Genomic DNA, 20,887 nt, shown 5'->3' on the forward strand with positions numbered 1-20,887 from the left:
TATCGCAAATTGGTGTAGATTGACTCCTTTGTTGAGATTTATAATGAGTGAGCAAAGTCAATCAATACTGTTTCATTTAGAAAAGAGTAATCGGAATTGTCTTCAAATGAGGGTAGATTAGGAGCTTGTTTACTGACCATCTTCATAATCTTTTTATCAATAAAGCTTAACTTTGAAAAGGTGACATGTCCTCCAAAGGCGGCTTTATTTTTTGCGTTGTTTTGTAAGTTTTCTGTAAAGGCCTCAGTTAACTCTTTTTCTAGTTCAGCTTGAGAGTGTAGACCATCAATGAATAGGGACAGTTGCTTTTGGCACAAAATTATTTCGAATTTTTCACAAAACTTTTGCATATCTTTACGAATCTTCCCAATGTAGATAGCGCTACCTAAAACAATCGTGTCGAATTGAGCAAGAATCTCAGCCGTGACTTCGTTTACATTTTTGCAGGTGACAGCGTGATTAGCATGTTGTTTTATCATCTCAGCATACCGCTTGGTTGTGCCGTATTTAGTTGAGTAAATAATCAGTGTTTTCATTTTTTCCCTTCTTTCTGTTAATTAGGCCGATAGCCTATGCCGTTAAGCAGAAAATCAATATATGCGCAGGACATTTGTTCAATTTGGTGTTGGTCTGAGAGTTGGTTGCTAACAATATTGAAGATGAATCCCATAAGAGAGATAAGAATTAGCTCTGCGGATTCATTTTTAACAGCAAAAAAGAAATTTAAACGTTCTCCTTCTAGTAGAATCGTTTGTAATAGTTGTTGTCCTTTGAGTAGTTCCTCAGGATTTTTTTCTTTGAGGTAATCATTTAAAGAAATACCACTCGTTAGCATTACTGCTCGAAATTTTTCGGGATTAGCCAACATGGTTGAGATATAAGTTCGACAGCCTAATTCAAACTTTTCTTTTGGGGTTAGGTTATCTGTTGTAGCCAAGGCTTGTTCGACATTTATCACAACATCACGATACACATCGTAAGCGATGTTTGCTAAGATATCGTCTTTATTTTTAAAATAGTTGTAGATGGTGGTTGGGGAATAGTCGATAGTAGCAGCTATTTTTCGAATGGATAATTTTTCGTATCCTTCAGTGACCACGATACTAGTGGCAGCATCAAATATTTTTTTGTGTAAGTGACGTTTTTCTTTTTCTTTGCGGGTCAGTCGTTCCATCTTAATTCACCTCTTAGTTAACAGTGTATTTTTTATTTACACTGTTAACTATACAGGTTATTTTTTATCTGTCAAGGAATAGTTGCGGTCAAAATGTAAAGACACCACTTAGGAGGGGGCTAAAAGCTCTCAAGTGGTGTCACGAATGTTAATTTATTTTCTTAATTATGAATCATTATGTAATAAATTTGAGGGTAATACAGTTAACTCATTCATCATTTTTTTAATATCATGAGTGACCCAGTGCTGAATCTGAGTGAGTTCATCGGGAGTGATTGCATCTAAATGAATGCCGCAGATACAACAAACAGTTTGATTCAGGGCTAGTGCTGCGGCTTTTGCATACTGACTTGCAATGAGATCATCCTTATGAGTCAAACGATTGATTGTATTGAGGGTGACATGATGGCTGTTGTCTCGCTCATATATTTCTGCCATAACACACGAGCCGATATGAGCGCCTTCCAAATTATCGAGGCAAATAACTAAATCTTTCCCCATGATAACCATTTGTCGATTAATAGTGATAGAACGCAATAAAAACATCTCCCTAGTATAAGAGTTTAAAGGCTTGAAAAAGAGCTGGTTTAGTCATGTTACTTGTGGGAATTAAGCTATTACAAACAAGCAATGAATATGCTATACTTGGCTCATTAATTAGGAAGCACAAGTAGGTGACCAAATGACAATTGAACAACTTCAATATTTCTACTCAATTACGCAATTAGGCACATTTTCGGAAGCTGCGGTGAAGTGGAATATTACGCAGTCAGCATTATCTAAACAAATTGCTAAGCTTGAAAAAGAGTTAGATGTTAGCTTGTTTGATCGATCGCATCGACAGGTTAGTTTGACAACTGCGGGACAGACGTTAAAACATGATGTAAAGTTCCTTTTAACAGATTATGAGCAATTGATCGCTAATTTGGAGCTGATAAAGTCAAATGAGGCTTGCCAATTGAACATTGCAATGGCCCCAATTTTTTCTTATTACAATCTATCAGAGCGGTTGTCAGCATACGGTGAAACTTACCCATCGATGAAGTTGGACATTCAAGAAGTTGAGGAACGAGATCTTTTTTTACAGACGGACGCTCCATTTGATATTTATATTTTACGTGATTATGATGCGTTAGCAAAAGGGTTTTATAGCCAACTATTGTTTCAAGATCAAGTGGTGGCATTGGTAGCAGATTCTCATCCATTGGCTCAATACTCATCGTTGGCCTTAACAGACTTAAAGGATGAGAAGCTCTTATTGCCACCTCGCTATACAGCTATTTCAAAAAAAGCGTTACAGGCCTTTGAAGCTGCTGATCTCCATCCGTCTTATCGTCATCGGCGGTTAGAAACGCTGATCGGAGCAGCACGAGCAAATGAGGGGGTTGCGTTAGTAATGGAACAATCACTGTCTATTTTCCAATTGGAACAGCTACATGTCTTGCCGTTTGAAGAGTCTATCTCAGCGCATATCTACCTATATTATTCTCAGTCATGTGCTAAAAAGCAACAAGTGAGACAATTCGTTGATTTTTTATTAAGCTAGAATTCTTACTTGTTAAATACGATTAACTCCAAGGTTTGAAGTGCTCTATTTTTAGATTGAAGCGTGATAACAGTTTTCCAACAATATGTATTTCCATGTCTTCAATTGACTTAGGGTGATTATAGTAGGTTAAGACTGGTGGCGTAATCATGACGTTAGAAAGTTTTGAAAGTTTTAGCATATTTTCGAGATGGATGGGGCTTAAAGGAGTTTCTCTAACAGCTAAGATTAATTTTCGTTGCTCTTTAATCATGACATCACATGCTCGTAGTAAGAGATTGTCTGAGTAACCATGAGCGATTCCTGAGACTGTTTTCATGCTGCAAGGGACAACAATCATCCCTTCAACCTCAAAAGTCCCGCTGGCAATCGCAGCGCCGATATTATGATTATCGTAGATAACATCAGCTAGTTCTGTCAGGTCGTCAAAGGATAGGTCTGTTTCTTGGAAAAGAGTCATTTCTGATCCTTTAGAGATGACCAGATGGGTTTCCACATCTGGCATTTTTTTTAGGGTTTGAAGAAGGCGAATGGCAAGAGGTGTCCCGCTTGCGCCACTAATTCCAATCACAATTTTTTTCATTATAATAACCCCATTACGACATTGACCCAGAAATAACTTAGTGGCATGACGATAATCATTGCAGGAATCATATCAGCGATGGGGAATTCCTTGATCTTAGTCATTCGGAAGCCAGTTGCTAACATAATAAACCCGCCACAGGCCTTAAAATCTGCAATCATTTCAGGGGTTGTTAAAGGGTAAATAACTTTTGCTGCTAAAAATAACAAGAAAAAAATAATAAATTGTGGGATGGCTATTATGGATACCACATAGCCTAAATTACAAGCAAAAATAGCCGCGGTAAAGAAATCAAGAATTGATTTGGAAATAAGTACTGTACTGTCACCGGTCATACCTGCATCAAGTGAACCGTAAATCCCTGTTCCACTGGCGCAAAATAGGACAATAATGGTCACTAATGAAGCAAGAAATTCATCTTCAGGTAAATTACTTTGTTTGTTTTTAACTAATTTTGCGATTGGTTTTTGCATCAAAGAAGCACCACTATTGATTAGATTACCCAAGTGACATGCTAATCCAATGATCGTGCCAAGAATAATCGCGAAGACAACAGCAGGCATATTTTTCATTAATCCAATTGAACTGATTCCCATAGCCATTGAACAAATACCAAAAACGAGTGAAATTTCCGCTTTAAATTTCGGACTGAGTTTATGACCGAGAACGGCACCAAATATACCTCCAAATAAGATTGAACATGCGTTAATAATAACTCCAGTTGGCATACATTTTCCCTACTTCCTATTTTTCTCCAAACATCTCAGGTAACCAATGATTAGGGTCTACGTCCATAAATTGTGCGCGTTCAAAACGATCTTTTTGATCGAAGGGAACGGTACAATCAAAAATGGCCTTACAAGCAATTCCACTTGCACGAATAGTTGGGCTGTACTCTGGGTGATTGGAGGGGTCAAGTGGATGACACTGAACGCCAGGAATGGTCACGATATCACTATCGGCCTGGAAGCGGGTAGTCATGGCCCACATAACATCTTTCATATCAAAGCAATCGACATCTTCATCAACGAGGTAAACATGTTTTAATTCCGAAAAAGTACTGAACGCGAGTAAAGCGGCTTGTCGTTGCCGTCCTTCATCGGAAGGGACCATCTTTTTGAATTGCATAACCGCGATATATTTTCCGCCACCGCTTGAGGCACAGTAGACATTTAATAATTTACCGGGCATAGCTTTATCAACCATACCTAGAATCGACGCTTCTGTTGGTATTCCCGCCATTGAAACGTGTTCTTCACTTGGCCCAATGCAGGTTTGCATGATCGGATTTTTGCGGGTAGTAACAGATTTTACTTTGATAATAGGTAATTCGGGGTTAGCGGGTCCGCAATAGCCAGGAAATTCAGGCATTGCTTTACCTGTGTCAGAATTTTGATCTTCGCGAACTCGAACATGTGGCAAAATTTCGCCTTCTATGACGTATTCAGCGTTGGCAATCGCTTTTTCATTGATAGTTAGACAGTTAACAAGTTCAACAGGTCGACTGCGTATAGCGCCAGCAGCTTGAAGTTCATCGTAGCCCAAAGGAGTTGTCGGCGGTTCAAAGCATGCGGCGATTTCTATTGCAGGATCGACACCGATGCTGATTGAAATTGGTAATGCTTCTCCTTTTGCCTCAGCTAATTCTCTAAAATAACCAATATGACGAGCGCCAGGCATTAAAAAAATTGAAATCTCGTCTTTCGATTGTAGACACATTCGATGAATGGTCACATCGGATTCTTTGGTTTCAGGATTTGAAGCGTAACACATTCCCAATGTAATATAAGGGCCAGCATCTTCTAGCGTATTAGTGGGAGCTGGTACGAGTTTGCGAACATCAAAGTCCTTGTCAGTTGCATAGTGAATTACTTCTTGACAAACAGCCTGTTCGTTTGGAATTGTAACGGGTGGGAGCGGATTGGCAACGGAGTCTTTTAACAAGAAACCGAGCTTTTTAGGGTCACATCCCAATAAATGACCTACTCGTTCGCGACTTGCTAAAAGACCGATTAAAACACGAGCATCTTCGTGACCCTTGACGTGGTTAAAAATCATCGCAGGACCTTCTTGAGTAGGACGCATGACTGTCCCGCCAGCACCGACATGGCGGTAAACTCCAGAAAGTTCACCCATTGGATCAACGGGTACATCTGTTTCGACTAATTGTCCAGGTAGTGACTCTAAGAGTGCTAAAGCAGAACGTAAATCAATAACATTGTTTGACATGAAAAAACTCCTTTCATTTCTGTAGTTTTTTGTGAAATAAGAAACATGTTTCTACAAGTTGAATTCTAAGTCATTTTAGTTGTGAGAACAATTCAAATTGTGAGTTGATACATTCCTATTTGGAATAGAATAGTTAAAGTAAAGGGCAGTCGATTTTGGTCAATGTTTTAAATGGTGGGTAACAAAATAGGGGTGAGGCAACTGTAAAAGACCGTTGCCTCACCCTCAAAATGTTTAATTGTTATAGTAGGAAAATTTTGTCTTGGCAAGCATCAAGCGTTTCCTGATCCCATAGAGAGACTTGGACTTCACCAATATGGGCCTTACCTAGAAGTAACATACACATTCTACTTTGACCAATTCCGCCGCCAATGGTTAGGGGAAGTTCATTATTCGCCACTTGCTGATGAAAATCAAAGGACATGCGATCTCCAGCGTTAGCTTTTTCAAGCTGTTCAAGTAAAGCTTTGTCATCAACTCGGATTCCCATACTAGAAAGCTCCATAGCGCAGTTTAGAGGCTCATGCCAGAATAATAAATCACCATTGAGTGACCAATCATCATAGTCAGGCGCTCGATTATCATGAGGTTCGCCACTGTGTAAAAGATCCCCAATCTGTAAAATAAAAGTAGTAGGATGTTCCTTGACATAGGCATGTTCTCGTCCCTTTGAGTCAAGACTAGGGTATAAATCTGCTAATTCTTGACTAGTGATAAAAGAGACAGTAGTGTCGATTGTCAGGCTAATACTTGGGTATTTAGTCCGCAAGCGGCTAGCAGTTTCAGCCATGGCATTGACCAAGCTTTGAACCACTTCTTTTAGATAGCCAATTGTCCGCTGCTCTTTCGTAATCACACGTTCCCAATCCCATTGGTCAACATAGATGGAGTGAAGATTATCTAAAACCTCATCACGACGAATGGCATTCATGTCTGCATAGAGGCCATTTCCAGGATGAAAATCATATTGTTTTAAAGCGACACGTTTCCATTTGGCTAAGGAATGAACCACTTCGCCATTGTCATTTAATGATGGAACGTCAAATTGAACAGGACGTTCAACACCGCTTAGATTGTCGTTTAAACCAGACTGCTGGTTAACAAAAAGTGGGGCTGATACTCGTTTAAGTTTTAAGCTTCCAGTCATGGCTTCTTCAAAGCATCGCTTGATGAAACCGATGGCAGTCTGTGTATCATAGACACTTAAGACTGATTGATAATTGTTTGGGACGATAGTTTTACTGATAGGTCATGCACCTCATTCTAATTGTATTCTCATTATTTTACCACAAAAAAGTCAGCAGTGCAGATTCTTTTTACAATAAATCATAGGAAATAAGTTATTAAAAAGGGGATGTTATAAAAAATCCAAGTTGACGGTGGTTTGCTGTGAGGTTATGGTCGTTATGCTTATTATCGTCTTCTAAAAATAGTACAGGCTCACATTTATGAGTTATTAGCAGGTTATCTTTGATCAACGAGCATCAAGATGTTATGAAAGAAAAAAACTGACATCCATTTCGTGTATTATAAAATGGGTGTCAGCTTCTATATGTTATTGGTAAAACCCTAAGCCATTCGTTTCAAACTGATAATCGGCTGTATCGCGCTCGTCAGCTTCATCTAAGCCTAAACCTACCCTGAATCGATGACTGATAAAATCGACACTATCTGGGAATAATTCGACCATACTTGCCCCATCTAAATCAAAGGATTGCCAATCGAACAGATAAGAATTGAATGTGTACTTCTTTTTGATGCCTGATTGAGCAAGTGAAATCATTTCATCAAAAGTTAGATTTGTTTGCATATTCTTTCCGACGGTTTGAATGATTTCTGAGTATTTGTTAACAGACCCCAAGCTTGTTGCTTGATCGACAATTGCCTTAATTACCAGTTGTTGACGTTCACCACGTTTAATGTCATTGTCAATATGACGAGTTCTGGCTAAAGAAAGGGCTTGTTCGCCGTTTAGATGTTGTCGACCCTCGTTTAAGGTTACTTCACCATTTCCTTTTGTATTGGTGTCAGTAAAGGTGATAGGAACATCGACATCAATTCCTCCAAGCGCATCAACGATTCCCAAGAAAGATTGGAAATTGAATGAGATATAATGATTGATTGGGACATTTAACAAGTTTTCAACTGCATCAATAGAAGCTTCTTCTTGGCCGTAGGTAAAAGCTGCATTGATTTTATCTTTACCATTGTACTCATCAGAAAATATGTCCGTATAAGTATCTCGAGGAATGCTTATCATATTAATAGCATGATTTTTTGTGTCTATGGTTAAGTAAAGTAAAGCATCTGTGCGAGCACTTCCTAATTGACGAATAGAATCATCATCAAGCCCCATAACTAACAGTGAAATTACCCCATCAATTGGTTTAACAGCTATTTCTTTACCATCTTTTGTGATGGTATTTTTTGTTTGTTTTAGTTCTTTAAAGGAATCGTCAACGGCCGATTTTGCGTCTACATATATTTTAGCTCCATAGGCAATTGTTCCTAAAAAAAGAACAGCCAATAATAGGAGTAAAGGGGTATAGTTTCGCTTTTTCTTTTGGTGGAGTTCAACCCTTGTAGGGCGAGATACTCTTTTTTTTCTCGGTTGTTTTTTCATGAAATAGTCTTCCTCCATAACTAAAAGTCTACTGGTAGTTTAGCATGTAATAGGGAATTATGACAATAATATCCGTAAAATTAATAAAAATTCAAAGGTTGAGATAAAGAGAGAGGAGTTGAATAAAGCGAGTGCTTACCTTCATGTTGTCATCGATAACATTCTAGACAAAAAAATAAATTAAGGTCCAATATAGGCTCTTAATTTATTTTTTGATTATTAGCTTAATAAAATAGGTAGGAAAGAAAAAACATCAAAGGCAATGTGAACAATTAGAGTGACCCAGATAGAATTAGTTTTTTTAAATAAATAATTTAAAACAAGTCTACTGGGGGTGATAGTAACAAGGCATTGCAATAAATTGAAATCATAGGAAGAGAGATGCCAAACGGCGAAAAGAAATGCACATAGAAGACTAGCTTGCCAAAATTGCCAATTCAGTTTTTTCCATGCTCCATATAAAATCCCGATTGAAAGTAATTCTTCGCCTAAAAGCATGAAGGGGACATTTGTTATCACATAAGACCAAGATAGTATCGAATCGACACTATTTGCAGCCATTTTCCCTGCTACGGCGGTCCAAATAGTTCCTGATGATATTCCAACCACAAGTAAGAGTGGTATTCCGATTATTAGCCATTTTATACTAAAGTGTTTAAACCAATCAAAAAATTCGTCTTTGATAATAAGATAAATTAATAACCCCATTATAATAGCATTAAAGCCGCTACCGATAATTGTTAGTAGCGAGGTAAGCGAGGTAGAACTAGAATTAGTTGCAATTATTTCTAGAAACTGGAAGAGGATACCAACTAAAATACCACTTCCGATTAATAAGAGTCCTTGTTTTTGAGTATTTGACTGTTTTTTCATAAATAACCTCCTGCAAAATTTTTATTTGCTATGACTTTCTAACTAATGAATAAAAGCTGCGAAATGTTAAGTACAACTTAGTCACTAGTTTTGTGACCAACGTTATTTAATTGTCCTACTGTTACTCATGGTGCGATTTGACAATGAGCTGAGGCATGGTAACCGCTAAGCGTTGTAGGGCAGGCTTTTGGTCGAGTTAAAACCAAGAAAACGCCCATACCACACCATGCTGAAGGAGGCTCGTTGTCAAATCGTGTCCCCCACTAGCTCTAACTGATTCAACTCTTGAACAAAACAATCATGAGGCGTTTGGTATCCTAAAATCTTACGTGGCAAATCATTCATCCATTGTTGAACCCGTTTGATACTACTGTTAGAAACGGGGCTCATCGCTGTTCCTTTCGGAATGAACCGTCGAATCATTCCGTTGTGTTTTTCATTTGTCCCACGTTCAGATTAATTATCTACTTATGTCCCACCCTCGTTTTCCTTGGCGTCGTTGTGTGTTATTATGTGTATGCGTCATAGCGAATTCATCCTTTATTGTTTGGTGTCGGAACCTCAATAATACATGATATTTCGCTATGATGTTTTTTTATTGTCTCAAGTGGCTAACTTGATTATAAAACTTGCCATGAATAAAAGCTGGGAAATGGTCTATTTAATTAATAATAAAATAAGTATATAATTAATTAAAAAAATAACAAGAAATTTTACTTGAAAAGTAATGACAAATAGAAAAAAATACTATTTAACCGACGTTATAATAACGTTTTGTTATTTAGATAGAGGATTGTTATTGAAAAAATGATTTGAGTTTGATATGATTTTCTAAATTAATAATTAAAAAGAAAGGGGACTTCATTCAAGTATGACTATCAGATTAGCTCGGGAGGAAGATGCTGAGGCGCTATTAGCTATTTATGCACCTTATGTGACAGGAACAACTATCTCTTTCGAGTATGAAGTTCCTACGCTTGATGAGTTTAAAGAGCGGATAAAACCGACTCTTATTGATTATCCGTTCTTTGTAGCTGAGGATTTAGATGGAAAAATTGTTGGTTATACCTATGCTCATGCTTATAATTCTCGACCAGGCTATGCCTGGTCAGCTGAGGTGACGATTTATTTAGCGCAGGGAAAAGTCGGGAAAGGTTTAGGAAGACAGCTATATGAAAAGTTAGAGCTTGAATTAACCAAGCAAAATGTGAGTAATTTAGTTGCTTGTATAACAGGAGATAATGAGGCAAGTCAAAACTTTCATAGACATTTGGGGTATGAGTTTATTGGATCATTTAAGCAGTTTGCTTATAAATTTGATAATTGGTATGATATTGTTTGGATGCAGAAAACATTGAGAGAAATTATTGTAAATAAGTCGCCCTTAATTCCTTTTTCATTACTATGAAAACGTTCAAGATCAGTGCACTTAATCTGATTTTAAGTGTTTTTTGTTAGTTAATAGTGCTTTTCATGTAAGAAATAATACGGGAGCCATCAGTTTCGTGGTATTGGAGACTAGTGAGTTGAATAATTTTTTCGGTGGGAGTATTTTCCTTATAAAAGCTTTTTACTAAGGTGGGCAAAACAACGACAAGGTCAGTCCCATTATCAAGAATTTCTTCAGAATTTGCTTCACTTTGATCGAAGGTAAATTGCCAGTTCAATTGATTTTCAGCAATTTCTTTTGAGACAGCTTCAATTAGTTTTTTATTATTGCCGACTTTGAAAAAAGCTGATAGCGCATTTTGTTTATTAACGCCGAGGCCGATTCCAATCCTCATGATGAATAAACTGTCTTGTTAATCTTCACGATAATAAAAAACTCACAGTGCATATGCTGCGAGTAAATGTTACTAGTCCGATTTTCTAAATGTAATAAGAAATGCACTGCGTGTGGATGTAACATTAGGCATATAACCATGAGTTACCAGTTCCCACCCTTCTTTAGCTCGCGAATTAATGAGAGCATCTAATTGAATCAAATCTTTTTCGCTGGCACTGTCCTTTGCCCATTTGATAGCTGTTTCTAAAATTTCAGTTTTGTATTCAAACATAAGTATTACTTCCTAATATTTTATAAGGTAATAATACATGAAATGATTAGCTAGTGAATGAAAAAATCTTAAATGGTCTATAATTTAGCTTAAGTGGTAAGAAAAATAACTTTCTAATTGAAAAAAGCTAGCATCTCACAATTGAAATGTTAGCTCTTTGTTTTTGATATAGCATAGATTTTTTCATAAAAAAAGGGTAAACTAATTATGAAAGAATAACTTAGCGAAGAACCCGATAGAACCTCTGCTATTAAATTAGTAGTTTAACGCGACCTAAGGGAATCGAACCCCTGTCTCAAGAACCGGAATCTTACGTGATATCCACTACACCAAGGTCGCAACACATAAACTAGTTTAACTAATTATGAAGCAAATAGCAAGTGTATTTTTATTATTTTCTCTGATAGAGAAAGAAAGAAGTGGAAAAGCATGCAATTTAGCCAAAATTTGAACCAACAGCAGAAGCAAGTCCAGAAAATGGCCATGACACAGCAACTGCAGCAATCGATTCAAATGCTTCAATATAATTCTGAAGATTTGCGTACTTTTTTAGAAAGTAAAGCGTTGGAAAATCCATTAATAGATGTAAAAATAGAAAGTGATTACGTTGATCTACCTGTCCATCAATCTTCGAAACAAAGTTATGATGGACCTGATTCTAATTATATGAATCAAATTCCAGATAAAGGCGTGTCTTTGTTTGAATCATTACTTGAACAAGTGCATCTTAATTATCGAGATACCTATTTGAGACAGTTAATCATTTTTCTTATAGAATATATTGACGTCAATGGTTACTTAACCATTACTCTAGAAGAAGGAATCCGTCAAACAGGAGCGGATTATATCCAAATACTTGATGCCCTAACACTATTACAGCAATTAGATCCAGCAGGAGTTGGAGCGCGTGATTTACAGGAATGCCTGCTATTACAAATTGAACGTGATGATGAAGCGCCAGATTTGGCTTATGTGGTGATCGAAGAAGAATTTGAAAATTTTGCTAATCGCAAATGGAAAGAAGTTGCCACTCGCTATGAGGTCGATTTAATAACCATTCAAGAAATTCATGATTACGTTCAGTTGCTAACTCCTTTTCCAGGTGCCGCTTACGGTGATACGACAGAGCAGTACATTAACCCTGATTTGTTGGTAAACGTTAAGAAAGAGACCATTGAGGTTCTTTCTACTAAAAGTGGTGCGCCAGTTATAGAGTTTCAGCAACATTATTTTGATAAAATGGCTGAGACGGGAGACCGTGAAGTTAAGAAATATATCAAGGAAAAAAAAGCCGAGTTTGATTGGATCAAGCGGAGCGTTACTCAACGTGGCGATACTATTTTGCGCGTAGGAACAGAAATTGCCACTCGTCAAGCGGCTTTTTTCTTAGAAGCGGAGCGTCCCCTCAAACCCATGACGTTAAAAGAAATTGCAGAAGAATTAGAAATTCACGAATCAACGGTCAGTCGAGCGGTTAATGGCAAGTATTTACAAACAAGCTTTGGCATTTTTGAACTTCGGTCATTCTTTACCACGGGGTTAACTCAAAATAGAGAAGGGGAAGATATTTCGGCAGCAGATGTACAAACACGCATTAAGCAATTGGTTGAGTCAGAAAATAAAGCAAAACCCCTCTCTGATCAAAAAATTGTTAAGTTGTTGACAGCAGAAGATGTTGATATTTCTCGACGAACTGTTGCTAAGTATCGTGATATTCTTGGAATTCCTGCCTCGAGCAAGAGAAAAAGGTATGATTAATTAGAAAATTATTAAAGACGAACAATCTTTTACCAAGAGGTTCGTCTTTTTAGGCAGTTATTTGAACCCCTTTCCAATTGTAACAGATGTTACTGATAAGGCATGATTGAAGTGTCACAAACTTTAATCGTTTTCGGAGGTTTATTGTTCGATAAATGGCTGGTTAGCTATTCAATAATTTTCACAAGGAGTGTGAAGAATAGGTGAAGGATAATCATTTAAACTGTTTTTCGCTTGCTAAACATTTTTTTTGGTGTTACACTATTCATGTAAGTTGATAGAGACGAATAAAGTAAGAATTACTTACTTATCTTCGAATTTATTATTTTTTTGGAATCGATGGGTCGCCAAACGACGCACTTGGTCATTTTTAGTCCAACGAAGGAGTCCAACAGATGGAAAACCAATTAGAATTAATTGAAAAAATAGCGCCAGATGTCATGGATATCGTTCAAGAACGCTTCACCATTCTGCGCAATATTAATTGGATGTCACCAGTTGGTAGAAGAACGTTAGCGATGAAAATGGACATGACTGAACGGGTTTTGCGGACTGAGACAGATTTACTTAAAAGCTTACATTTGATTGAAACATCTAAGAGTGGCATGACTCTTACATTAGAAGGCGAAAAACTGATGGTTGGTTTGGAGTCATTGATGGGAAAATATTCAGGTATGAAACAAAAGGAACGGAAATTAGCAGAATACTTTGGCGTTGAAAAATGTATCATTGTGGCTGGTGACAGCGATGATGAGAGCAAGGTATTGGCAAGTTTCGGCCAGATCATTTCTGAATCTTTAAGTACACTTTTACCTGACAAAGAAAATGTAATTGCAGTAATGGGCGGTACTACTATGGCAGCTGTTGCTGAAAACATGCTGATGTTGGATCATAATATTCGCAACAATGTGTTTGTACCAGCACGAGGGGGTATCGGCGAAACTGTTGATATTCAAGCAAACTCTGTCAGCGCTATGATGGCCTCTAAAACAGGTGGCACGTCGCGCCCGTTGTATGTTCCAGAGAGAGTCAGTCATGAAACATATCAGAGTTTACTTCAAGAGCCATTTGTGCAACAAGTTTTAGGGTTAATCGATGAATCAACTTGTGTGATTCATAGTATTGGACGAGCCTTACACATGGCTGCTAGAAGAGGAATGAGCGAGCAAGAACTTGTTATGCTAAAAAACAGCGGAGCAGTAGCTGAATCATTTGGTTACTTTTTCGATGAAGATGGTAAAGTTGTTTATAAAATACCTCGCATTGGCTTACAATTGAAGGATCTAGAAAAAGTTCCTTATATATTAGCTGTAGCTGGTGGCAAATCAAAAGCTAAAGCCATTCACTCGTATATGAAACATGCGCCTAAGCAAACATGGTTAATTACCGATGAAGGTGCTGCAAATGATATGTTGAAGTCAATTAATTTTGGTTAAGGCACTAATAATGATTTTAAAAGGGTTCGCCCTTTAAAATAAATAATTTTTCGATTTTCTAAAGGAGGAAATCTCGCATGACAGTTAAAGTAGGTATTAATGGATTTGGACGTATTGGACGTTTAGCATTCCGCCGTATTCAAGAAGTAGAAGGTATTGAAGTAGTAGCAATCAACGATTTAACAGATTCAAAAATGTTGGCTCACTTATTAAAATATGATACTACACAAGGCCGTTTCAATGGTGACGTGGAAGTTCATGATGGTTATTTCAATGTTAATGGTAAAGAAGTTAAAGTTTTAGCTAACCGTAACCCTGAAGAATTACCATGGGGCGACTTAGGTGTTGAAATCGTCTTAGAATGTACTGGCTTCTTTACTTCTAAAGAAGGCGCTGAAAAACATCTTAAGGGTGGCGCTAAACGTGTTGTAATTTCTGCTCCTGGTGGAAATGACGTTCCAACAATCGTTTATAACACTAACCATGATATCTTAACAGGTAAAGAAACGGTTATCTCTGGTGCTTCATGTACTACTAACTGTTTAGCTCCTATGGCTAAAGCTTTACAAGACAACTTTGGTGTTGTTGAAGGATTAATGACAACTATCCATGCTTACACAGGTGACCAAATGACTCTTGATGGACCTCACCCTGGTGGAGACTTCCGTCGTGCTCGTGCTGCTGCTGCAAACATCGTACCTAACACAACTGGTGCGGCTAAAGCAATCGGCTTAGTAATCCCAGAATTAAACGGTAAATTAGACGGAGCTGCTCAACGTGTTCCTGTTGCAACTGGTTCTTTAACTGAACTAGTAACTATCCTAGATAAGAAAGTTACAGTTGATGAAGTAAATGCAGCAATGAAAGCAGCAGCTAATGAATCTTACGGCTATACAGCTGACGCAATTGTGTCTTCTGATATCGTAGGTATGACTTACGGTTCTTTATTTGACGAAACTCAAACTAAAGTAATGTCAGTTGGCGATGCTCAATTAGTTAAAACTGTTGCTTGGTATGATAACGAAATGTCATACACTGCACAATTAGTTCGTACGTTAGAATACTTTGCTAAATTAGGTTAATTAGAACGATTGTTTTAGTTGACTGAACAGATAAGCGGGGAAGCATCGCGCTTCTCCGCTTATTTTTATGAGGTAAAATAGATAGAGGGTAACTTAGTGGATATACTGAAAAGAAGGCCTCTCATCTATACTCGGATTCATCACTACTAGGAGGTTAGCTTAATGGCTAAATTAACTGTCAAAGATTTAGAGTTAAAAGATAAAAAGGTACTAGTTCGCGTTGACTTTAACGTTCCATTGAAAGATGGCGTTATTACTGATGATAATCGGATTTCTGCTGCCTTACCAACGATTGAATATATTCTTGATAATGGTGGAAAAGCAATTCTATTTTCACATTTAGGGCGTGTTAAAGAAGAAGCGGATAAAGAAGGCAAATCACTACGTCCAGTAGCGACTCGTTTAAGTGAATTATTAGGAAAAGAAGTTATTTTTGTTCCTGAAACTCGCGGAGAAATCTTAGAAACTGCTATCAATGAGTTAAAAGCTGGTGAAGTATTATTAGTTGAAAACACACGCTTTGAAGATATTGATGGTAAAAAAGAATCTAAAAATGATGCTGATCTAGGCAAATATTGGGCGTCTCTTGGCGATGATATTTTTGTTAATGATGCGTTCGGTACAGCTCACCGTGCTCATGCTTCTAATGTTGGGATCTCGTCAAATGTTTCTAAAGCAGCAGCCGGATTCTTAATGGAAAATGAAATTAAATTTATTAAAGAAGCTGTTGAAGCGCCTGTACGTCCATTCGTAGCAATTTTAGGCGGGTCAAAAGTGTCTGATAAGATTGGTGTTATTGAAAATCTATTAGAAAAAGCTGATAAAGTAATTGTTGGTGGTGGAATGACTTATACGTTCTATGCTGCCAAGGGAATTGAAATAGGTGATTCTTTAGTTGAATTAGATAAAGTCGAATTAGCTAAAACGCTCATTGAAAAAGCTGGCGATAAATTAGTTTTACCAGTTGATTCAATCGAAGCAAATGCGTTTGCCGGTTACACTGAATTAAAAGCTACTGAAGGTGAGGCTGTTGATGAAGGGTTCTTGGGGCTAGATATTGGTCCGAAAACAATTGAATTGTTTAAAACAGTCATTGATGGTGCAAAAACGGTAGTTTGGAACGGCCCAATGGGAGTTTTTGAAAACGAGGATTTTGCTAAAGGAACAATCGCCGTGATGGATGCTATTGCAGCTCAAGAAGGTGCGACTTCAATCATCGGTGGTGGTGATTCAGCGGCGGCAGCGATTAACCTAGGTCGTGCGGACAAGTTCTCATGGATTTCAACTGGTGGCGGCGCTTCTCTAGAATTATTAGAAGGCAAGGAACTACCAGGTTTAACAGCTTTAACAGAAAAATAAACATACAAATTGAAGACTTAAATGCATCAAAGGAACGGCGATTAAACTGCTTTCCTTTGATACATCTAAACAAATAGAAGGAGTTATTAATCATGCGTAAACCAATTATTGCAGGTAACTGGAAAATGAACAAAACAGCTGACGAAGCCTTAATCTTCGTTGATGCGGTTAAAAATAACATCCCAGCTAATTCAGCTGTTGATTCAATTGTTGGCTCACCAGCTTTATTTTTACAAGGGTTAGTAGAAGCGACTAAAGGAACAGACTTACAAGTTTCTGCACAAAATTGCTATTTTGAAAATGCTGGAGCTTTTACAGGTGAAAACTCACCAGCAGCAATTGCAGATTTAGGAGTTCAGTATGTGATCATTGGTCATTCTGAGCGTCGTGAGTATTTCCATGAAACAGATGAAGATGTTAACAAAAAAGCGAAAGCAATTATTGCTAATGGAATGACACCAATTGTTTGTTGCGGCGAAACTTTAGAGCAACGTGAAGCAGGTGAAACAGAAGCATGGATTAAAGGTCAAGTTGAAAATGCACTTGACGGTTTAACTAATGAGCAAGTAGCTAATTTAGTTGTTGCTTATGAACCTATTTGGGCTATTGGGACAGGTAAATCATCATCTGCTACAGATGCTGACGAAACATGTTTCGTTGTCCGCAAAACAATTGCAGATAAATTTGGTGCAGAAGTTGCCAACAAAGTACGTATTCAATACGGTGGTAGCGTAAAACCAGAAAACATCAAAGAGTACATGGCACAAGAAAACATCGATGGAGCATTAGTGGGTGGCGCAAGTCTTGAGCCAAAATCATTCTTAGCTTTATTGGAGGCTGTTAAATAGTATGAGTAAAGCACCTGTCGCGATTATTATTTTAGATGGTTTTGGTCAACGAGAAGAAACAGTTGGCAATGCTGTCGCACAAGCGAATAAGCCAAACTTTGATCGTTATTACAATGAATTTCCTCATAGTACAATGAAGGCAGCTGGTTTAGATGTTGGTCTTCCTGATGGGCAAATGGGAAATTCTGAAGTGGGGCATACTAACATTGGTGGCGGACGAATTGTCTATCAAAGTTTAACAAGAATTGATAAGGCAATCACTGATGGTGAATTCCAAACAAATGAGGTTTTGAATCGTGCAATGGCATATGCTATTGAGAATAATTCTGCTTTACATTTATTTGGCTTGTTATCTGATGGCGGTGTTCATAGTCATCAAAATCACCTTTACGCATTGCTGGAAACGGCTAAGGCTAAAGGGGTTAAAGAAACTTACGTTCATGCTTTCTTAGATGGCCGTGATGTTGCACCAACATCTGGCGCTGGTTTCATGAAAGAGTTAATTGCTAAAATGGCAGAACTAAATTATGGTCAAGTGGCAACTGTCTCTGGACGTTTTTATGCAATGGATCGTGATAAGCGTTGGGAACGAGTAGAAAAAGCTTATAATGCTTTGGTTTTAGGCCAAGGGGTAAAAGCAACTGACCCGGTTGCAGCGATTGAAGCATCTTATGCAGAAGGTATTAATGACGAATTTGTTTTGCCAATCGTTATTGAAAAAGATGGCAAACCAGTTGCGACTGTTAAAGAAAATGATGCAGTAATCTTCTTTAATTTCCGTCCAGACAGAGCCATCCAATTATCAAATGCCTTTACAGATCTTGAGTGGGAACATTTTGAGCGTAAAAATCATCCAGCGAATGTGAAGTTTGTGACGATGACACTTTACAATCCAAGTATTGTGGCTGAAGTTGCCTACCCACCAATTGAAATGAAAAATGTGATCGGTGAAGTTTTGTCAAATCACGGCTTAAAACAATTACGAATTGCTGAAACTGAAAAATATCCTCACGTTACCTTCTTTATGAATGGTGGTCGTAACGAAGAATTCGAAGGGGAAAGTCGTATCTTAATCAATTCACCAAAAGTTGAAACCTACGATTTGAAACCTGAGATGAGTGCTTATGAAGTGACTGATGCACTTGTAGCTTCAATTGAATCGGATGAAAACGATGCGATTATTTTGAACTTTGCTAACCCTGACATGGTAGGTCATTCTGGTATGTTAGAGCCGACCATCAAGGCGATTGAAGCAGTGGACGAAAACTTAGGTCGAGTGGTTGATGCGATTCTTGCTAAAGGTGGCTATGCGATAATCTTCGCTGACCATGGCAATTCTGAGACAATGTCAACACCAGAAGGTAACCCTCATACAGCGCATACAACAGTGCCTGTACCAGTGATTGTGACTAAAAAGGGTGTGACATTAAGAACAGACGGTCGTTTAGCAGATGTTGCTCCAACAATGCTAGATTTACTGAACATTGCTAAACCAGCCGAAATGACAGGTGAATCATTAATCGTTAAGTAAAAAATTAAAAAAAGTAGCAGTATAAATTGCAACTTAAAGCAAAACGTATTATGATGAAACTACGGTAGAAATGCCTAAGCTCTAAACAAATATGAAATGGAGAGCCGTTCCCCTTGTTGCTTTAGCAACTTAGGAGTAAGGGACATCGAAATGTTTATAGGCGTTTGAGGAAATCATCAAAAGAGATACTACGGTAGAAATACCTTAGCTATAAAAAACAAATATGAAATGGAGAGCCGTTGTTCTTAGCGATTTATCGCATAGAGACAAGGGACATCGAAATGTTTATAGGAGTTTGAGGAAATTATCAAAAGAGATACTACGGTAGAAATACCTTAGCTATAAAAAAACAAATATGAAATGGAGAGATTTATAACATGTCAATTATTACAGACGTTTATGCACGCGAAGTCCTTGACTCACGTGGTAACCCAACAATCGAAGTTGAAGTATACACAGAAAGCGGTGCTTTTGGTCGCGGTATGGTACCTTCAGGCGCTTCAACTGGTGAATACGAAGCTGTTGAATTACGCGATGGCGACAAAGACCGTTACTTAGGTAAAGGTGTTTCTAAAGCAGTTGACAATGTTAACAACGTTATCGCTGAAGCTATCATTGGCTTTGATGTTCGTGACCAAATGGATATCGACAAATTGATGATCGAGTTAGACGGTACTCCAAACAAAGCTAAATTAGGTGCTAATGCTATTCTAGGTGTGTCTATTGCATGTGCTCGCGCTGCAGCAGATTTCTTAGAAATGCCTCTATACCACTACTTAGGTGGATTTAACACGAAAGTATTACCAACTCCAATGATGAACATCATTAATGGTGGATCACATGCTGATAACAGCATTGACTTCCAAGAATTCATGATCATGCCTGTTGGCGCACCAACATTTAAAGAAGCACTACGCATGGGTGCAGAAGTATTCCACGCATTAGCGTCAATCTTAAAAGCTAAAGGACTTTCAACTGCAGTTGGTGACGAAGGTGGTTTCGCGCCTAACTTAGGTTCAAATGAAGAAGGTTTTGAAGTTATCATGGAAGCGATCGAAAAAGCAGGCTACAAACCAGGTAAAGACGTTGTTCTTGCAATGGATGCTGCTGCTTCAGAATTCTACGATAAAGAAAAAGGTGTTTACATTTTAGCTGATTCTGGCGAAGGTGAAAAAACAACTGAAGAAATGATTCAAGTTTATTCTGATTTAGTTGCTAAATACCCATTGATTTCTATCGAAGATGGTTTGGATGAAAACGACTGGGATGGCTTCAAGAAAATGACTGAAATCATGGGCGATAAAGTTCAACTTGTTGGTGACGATTTATTTGTTACAAACACAGCTAAATTGGCTGAAGGAATTGAAAAAGGCATTGCTAACTCAATCCTTATCAAAGTGAACCAAATTGGTACATTAACGGAAACATTTGAAGCAATTGAAATGGCTAAACAAGCTGGTTACACGGCTGTTGTTTCTCACCGTTCTGGTGAAACCGAAGATGCAACTATTGCAGACATCGCTGTTGCAACTAACGCTGGTCAAATCAAAACGGGTTCATTGTCACGTACTGACCGTGTTGCTAAATATAACCAATTATTACGCATCGAAGACCAATTAGGCGACGTTGCTGAATACAAAGGTTTACAAGCTTTCTACAACTTAAAAAATAAATAGTTTTTAAGTAATGAAGCAGTTGATTAGTTGAAAAATTGCTGAAAAGACTCTCTGTTTTAATTGTTTTGACAATTAGAACAGAGAGTTTTTTGTTAGTTGGGGAGATTATAAG

At 37.8% G+C, this 20,887-nt stretch carries 20 protein-coding genes, 1 tRNA gene and 1 pseudogene; 9 read left to right on the forward strand and 13 right to left on the reverse strand.

What is annotated here, in order from left to right; genetic code table 11:
- Positions 1–38 precede the first annotated feature (38 nt).
- The 3 genes from AC5KOD_RS00795 to lpdD all read right to left on the reverse strand — a co-directional run bounded on the left by AC5KOD_RS00795 (position 39) and on the right by lpdD (position 1,711).
- Positions 39–536 carry a flavodoxin domain-containing protein gene (locus tag AC5KOD_RS00795; protein ID WP_496912648.1) on the reverse strand — a complete coding sequence of 166 codons (498 nt, stop codon included), beginning with the start codon at positions 534–536 and terminating at the stop codon, positions 39–41.
- Positions 537–553: 17 nt separating this feature from the next.
- Positions 554–1,174 (reverse strand): TetR/AcrR family transcriptional regulator, encoded by a 621-nt coding sequence (locus tag AC5KOD_RS00800; RefSeq protein ID WP_496912649.1) that lies wholly within the window; start codon positions 1,172–1,174, stop codon positions 554–556.
- A gap of 165 nt (positions 1,175–1,339) precedes the next feature.
- The gene (lpdD, locus tag AC5KOD_RS00805; protein WP_496912650.1) at positions 1,340–1,711 is read right to left on the reverse strand and encodes a prenylated flavin chaperone LpdD; all 372 of its coding nucleotides are present in this window, start codon (positions 1,709–1,711) and stop codon (positions 1,340–1,342) included.
- A 145-nt stretch (positions 1,712–1,856) separates the two neighbouring features.
- Between lpdD and AC5KOD_RS00810 the strand changes: the two genes are divergently transcribed.
- A complete protein-coding gene (locus AC5KOD_RS00810) occupies positions 1,857–2,720 on the forward strand; it encodes a LysR family transcriptional regulator (RefSeq protein ID WP_496912651.1) in 864 nt (287 codons plus the stop codon).
- A gap of 22 nt (positions 2,721–2,742) precedes the next feature.
- Here AC5KOD_RS00810 and AC5KOD_RS00815 read toward each other — a convergent pair whose 3' ends face one another.
- The 7 genes and pseudogenes from AC5KOD_RS00815 to AC5KOD_RS00845 form a co-directional block, all read right to left on the reverse strand.
- Positions 2,743–3,303: a UbiX family flavin prenyltransferase gene (locus tag AC5KOD_RS00815; protein WP_496912652.1), complete on the reverse strand. Its 561-nt coding sequence runs from the start codon at positions 3,301–3,303 to the stop codon at positions 2,743–2,745.
- A complete protein-coding gene (locus AC5KOD_RS00820; RefSeq protein ID WP_496912653.1) occupies positions 3,303–4,031 on the reverse strand; it encodes a DUF554 domain-containing protein in 729 nt (242 codons plus the stop codon). Before AC5KOD_RS00820 ends, AC5KOD_RS00815 begins: the two co-directional genes overlap by 1 nt.
- A 16-nt stretch (positions 4,032–4,047) precedes the next feature.
- Entirely contained in the window at positions 4,048–5,532 is a 1,485-nt protein-coding gene (locus AC5KOD_RS00825) for a UbiD family decarboxylase (RefSeq protein WP_496912654.1), read from the reverse strand.
- A gap of 241 nt (positions 5,533–5,773) precedes the next feature.
- On the reverse strand, positions 5,774–6,778 hold the full coding sequence (asnA, locus tag AC5KOD_RS00830) for an aspartate--ammonia ligase (RefSeq protein ID WP_496912752.1): 1,005 nt from the start codon (positions 6,776–6,778) through the stop codon (positions 5,774–5,776).
- Positions 6,779–7,087: 309 nt separating this feature from the next.
- Positions 7,088–8,155, reverse strand: a complete 1,068-nt coding sequence (locus tag AC5KOD_RS00835) for an LCP family protein (RefSeq protein ID WP_496912655.1) — start codon at positions 8,153–8,155, stop codon at positions 7,088–7,090.
- Positions 8,156–8,374: 219 nt separating this feature from the next.
- The gene (locus AC5KOD_RS00840) at positions 8,375–9,028 is read right to left on the reverse strand and encodes a CPBP family intramembrane glutamic endopeptidase (protein WP_496912656.1); all 654 of its coding nucleotides are present in this window, start codon (positions 9,026–9,028) and stop codon (positions 8,375–8,377) included.
- A gap of 246 nt (positions 9,029–9,274) precedes the next feature.
- Positions 9,275–9,481, reverse strand: a pseudogene (locus AC5KOD_RS00845) (transposase); the annotation flags it as partial.
- Between the two features lie 418 nt (positions 9,482–9,899).
- On the opposite strand from AC5KOD_RS00845, the gene AC5KOD_RS00850 reads away from it, so the two are divergent.
- Positions 9,900–10,436, forward strand: coding sequence for a GNAT family N-acetyltransferase (locus AC5KOD_RS00850; protein ID WP_496912657.1), 537 nt, complete (start codon positions 9,900–9,902; stop codon positions 10,434–10,436).
- A gap of 46 nt (positions 10,437–10,482) precedes the next feature.
- Here AC5KOD_RS00850 and AC5KOD_RS00855 read toward each other — a convergent pair whose 3' ends face one another.
- From AC5KOD_RS00855 to AC5KOD_RS00865, 3 genes are all read right to left on the reverse strand, one after another.
- On the reverse strand, positions 10,483–10,812 hold the full coding sequence (locus tag AC5KOD_RS00855) for a hypothetical protein (RefSeq protein WP_496912658.1): 330 nt from the start codon (positions 10,810–10,812) through the stop codon (positions 10,483–10,485).
- A 72-nt stretch (positions 10,813–10,884) separates the two neighbouring features.
- Complete coding sequence (locus tag AC5KOD_RS00860) at positions 10,885–11,085, reverse strand: DUF4177 domain-containing protein (protein ID WP_496912659.1); 201 nt, start codon at positions 11,083–11,085, stop codon at positions 10,885–10,887.
- A 267-nt stretch (positions 11,086–11,352) separates the two neighbouring features.
- Positions 11,353–11,424 (reverse strand) — tRNA-Arg (locus tag AC5KOD_RS00865).
- Between the two features lie 90 nt (positions 11,425–11,514).
- Between AC5KOD_RS00865 and rpoN the strand changes: the two genes are divergently transcribed.
- From rpoN to eno, 7 genes are all read left to right on the forward strand, one after another.
- On the forward strand, positions 11,515–12,843 hold the full coding sequence (gene rpoN, locus AC5KOD_RS00870; protein ID WP_496912660.1) for an RNA polymerase factor sigma-54: 1,329 nt from the start codon (positions 11,515–11,517) through the stop codon (positions 12,841–12,843).
- 395 nt (positions 12,844–13,238) lie between these two features.
- The gene (locus AC5KOD_RS00875) at positions 13,239–14,279 is read left to right on the forward strand and encodes a sugar-binding transcriptional regulator (RefSeq protein ID WP_496912661.1); all 1,041 of its coding nucleotides are present in this window, start codon (positions 13,239–13,241) and stop codon (positions 14,277–14,279) included.
- Between the two features lie 77 nt (positions 14,280–14,356).
- Positions 14,357–15,361, forward strand: a complete 1,005-nt coding sequence (gene gap / locus AC5KOD_RS00880; RefSeq protein ID WP_496912662.1) for a type I glyceraldehyde-3-phosphate dehydrogenase — start codon at positions 14,357–14,359, stop codon at positions 15,359–15,361.
- A 162-nt stretch (positions 15,362–15,523) separates the two neighbouring features.
- Complete coding sequence (locus tag AC5KOD_RS00885; protein ID WP_496912663.1) at positions 15,524–16,720, forward strand: phosphoglycerate kinase; 1,197 nt, start codon at positions 15,524–15,526, stop codon at positions 16,718–16,720.
- A gap of 92 nt (positions 16,721–16,812) precedes the next feature.
- A complete protein-coding gene (gene tpiA / locus AC5KOD_RS00890) occupies positions 16,813–17,568 on the forward strand; it encodes a triose-phosphate isomerase (protein ID WP_496912664.1) in 756 nt (251 codons plus the stop codon).
- Between the two features lies 1 nt (position 17,569).
- Positions 17,570–19,099 carry a 2,3-bisphosphoglycerate-independent phosphoglycerate mutase gene (gene gpmI / locus AC5KOD_RS00895; protein ID WP_496912665.1) on the forward strand — a complete coding sequence of 510 codons (1,530 nt, stop codon included), beginning with the start codon at positions 17,570–17,572 and terminating at the stop codon, positions 19,097–19,099.
- 377 nt (positions 19,100–19,476) lie between these two features.
- Positions 19,477–20,775 (forward strand): phosphopyruvate hydratase, encoded by a 1,299-nt coding sequence (gene eno, locus AC5KOD_RS00900; RefSeq protein ID WP_496912666.1) that lies wholly within the window; start codon positions 19,477–19,479, stop codon positions 20,773–20,775.
- Positions 20,776–20,887 lie beyond the last annotated feature (112 nt).

The organism is Vagococcus sp. WN80Y, assembly GCF_059621045.1.

What these genes read in the sequence shown, in the direction of transcription:
- AC5KOD_RS00810 (WP_496912651.1), top strand. Translation starts at nt 1,857, where the DNA reads ATGACAATTGAACAACTTCAATATTTCTACTCAATTACGCAATTAGGC.
- AC5KOD_RS00850 (WP_496912657.1), top strand. Translation starts at nt 9,900, where the DNA reads ATGACTATCAGATTAGCTCGGGAGGAAGATGCTGAGGCGCTATTAGCT.
- AC5KOD_RS00835 (WP_496912655.1), bottom strand. Translation starts at nt 8,155, where the DNA reads ATGAAAAAACAACCGAGAAAAAAAAGAGTATCTCGCCCTACAAGGGTT.
- AC5KOD_RS00860 (WP_496912659.1), bottom strand. Translation starts at nt 11,085, where the DNA reads ATGTTTGAATACAAAACTGAAATTTTAGAAACAGCTATCAAATGGGCA.
- eno (WP_496912666.1), top strand. Translation starts at nt 19,477, where the DNA reads ATGTCAATTATTACAGACGTTTATGCACGCGAAGTCCTTGACTCACGT.
- AC5KOD_RS00840 (WP_496912656.1), bottom strand. Translation starts at nt 9,028, where the DNA reads ATGAAAAAACAGTCAAATACTCAAAAACAAGGACTCTTATTAATCGGA.
- AC5KOD_RS00815 (WP_496912652.1), bottom strand. Translation starts at nt 3,303, where the DNA reads ATGAAAAAAATTGTGATTGGAATTAGTGGCGCAAGCGGGACACCTCTT.
- AC5KOD_RS00885 (WP_496912663.1), top strand. Translation starts at nt 15,524, where the DNA reads ATGGCTAAATTAACTGTCAAAGATTTAGAGTTAAAAGATAAAAAGGTA.
- AC5KOD_RS00795 (WP_496912648.1), bottom strand. Translation starts at nt 536, where the DNA reads ATGAAAACACTGATTATTTACTCAACTAAATACGGCACAACCAAGCGG.
- tpiA (WP_496912664.1), top strand. Translation starts at nt 16,813, where the DNA reads ATGCGTAAACCAATTATTGCAGGTAACTGGAAAATGAACAAAACAGCT.
- gap (WP_496912662.1), top strand. Translation starts at nt 14,357, where the DNA reads ATGACAGTTAAAGTAGGTATTAATGGATTTGGACGTATTGGACGTTTA.
- AC5KOD_RS00855 (WP_496912658.1), bottom strand. Translation starts at nt 10,812, where the DNA reads ATGAGGATTGGAATCGGCCTCGGCGTTAATAAACAAAATGCGCTATCA.
- AC5KOD_RS00875 (WP_496912661.1), top strand. Translation starts at nt 13,239, where the DNA reads ATGGAAAACCAATTAGAATTAATTGAAAAAATAGCGCCAGATGTCATG.
- gpmI (WP_496912665.1), top strand. Translation starts at nt 17,570, where the DNA reads ATGAGTAAAGCACCTGTCGCGATTATTATTTTAGATGGTTTTGGTCAA.
- rpoN (WP_496912660.1), top strand. Translation starts at nt 11,515, where the DNA reads ATGCAATTTAGCCAAAATTTGAACCAACAGCAGAAGCAAGTCCAGAAA.
- AC5KOD_RS00820 (WP_496912653.1), bottom strand. Translation starts at nt 4,031, where the DNA reads ATGCCAACTGGAGTTATTATTAACGCATGTTCAATCTTATTTGGAGGT.
- AC5KOD_RS00800 (WP_496912649.1), bottom strand. Translation starts at nt 1,174, where the DNA reads ATGGAACGACTGACCCGCAAAGAAAAAGAAAAACGTCACTTACACAAA.
- AC5KOD_RS00825 (WP_496912654.1), bottom strand. Translation starts at nt 5,532, where the DNA reads ATGTCAAACAATGTTATTGATTTACGTTCTGCTTTAGCACTCTTAGAG.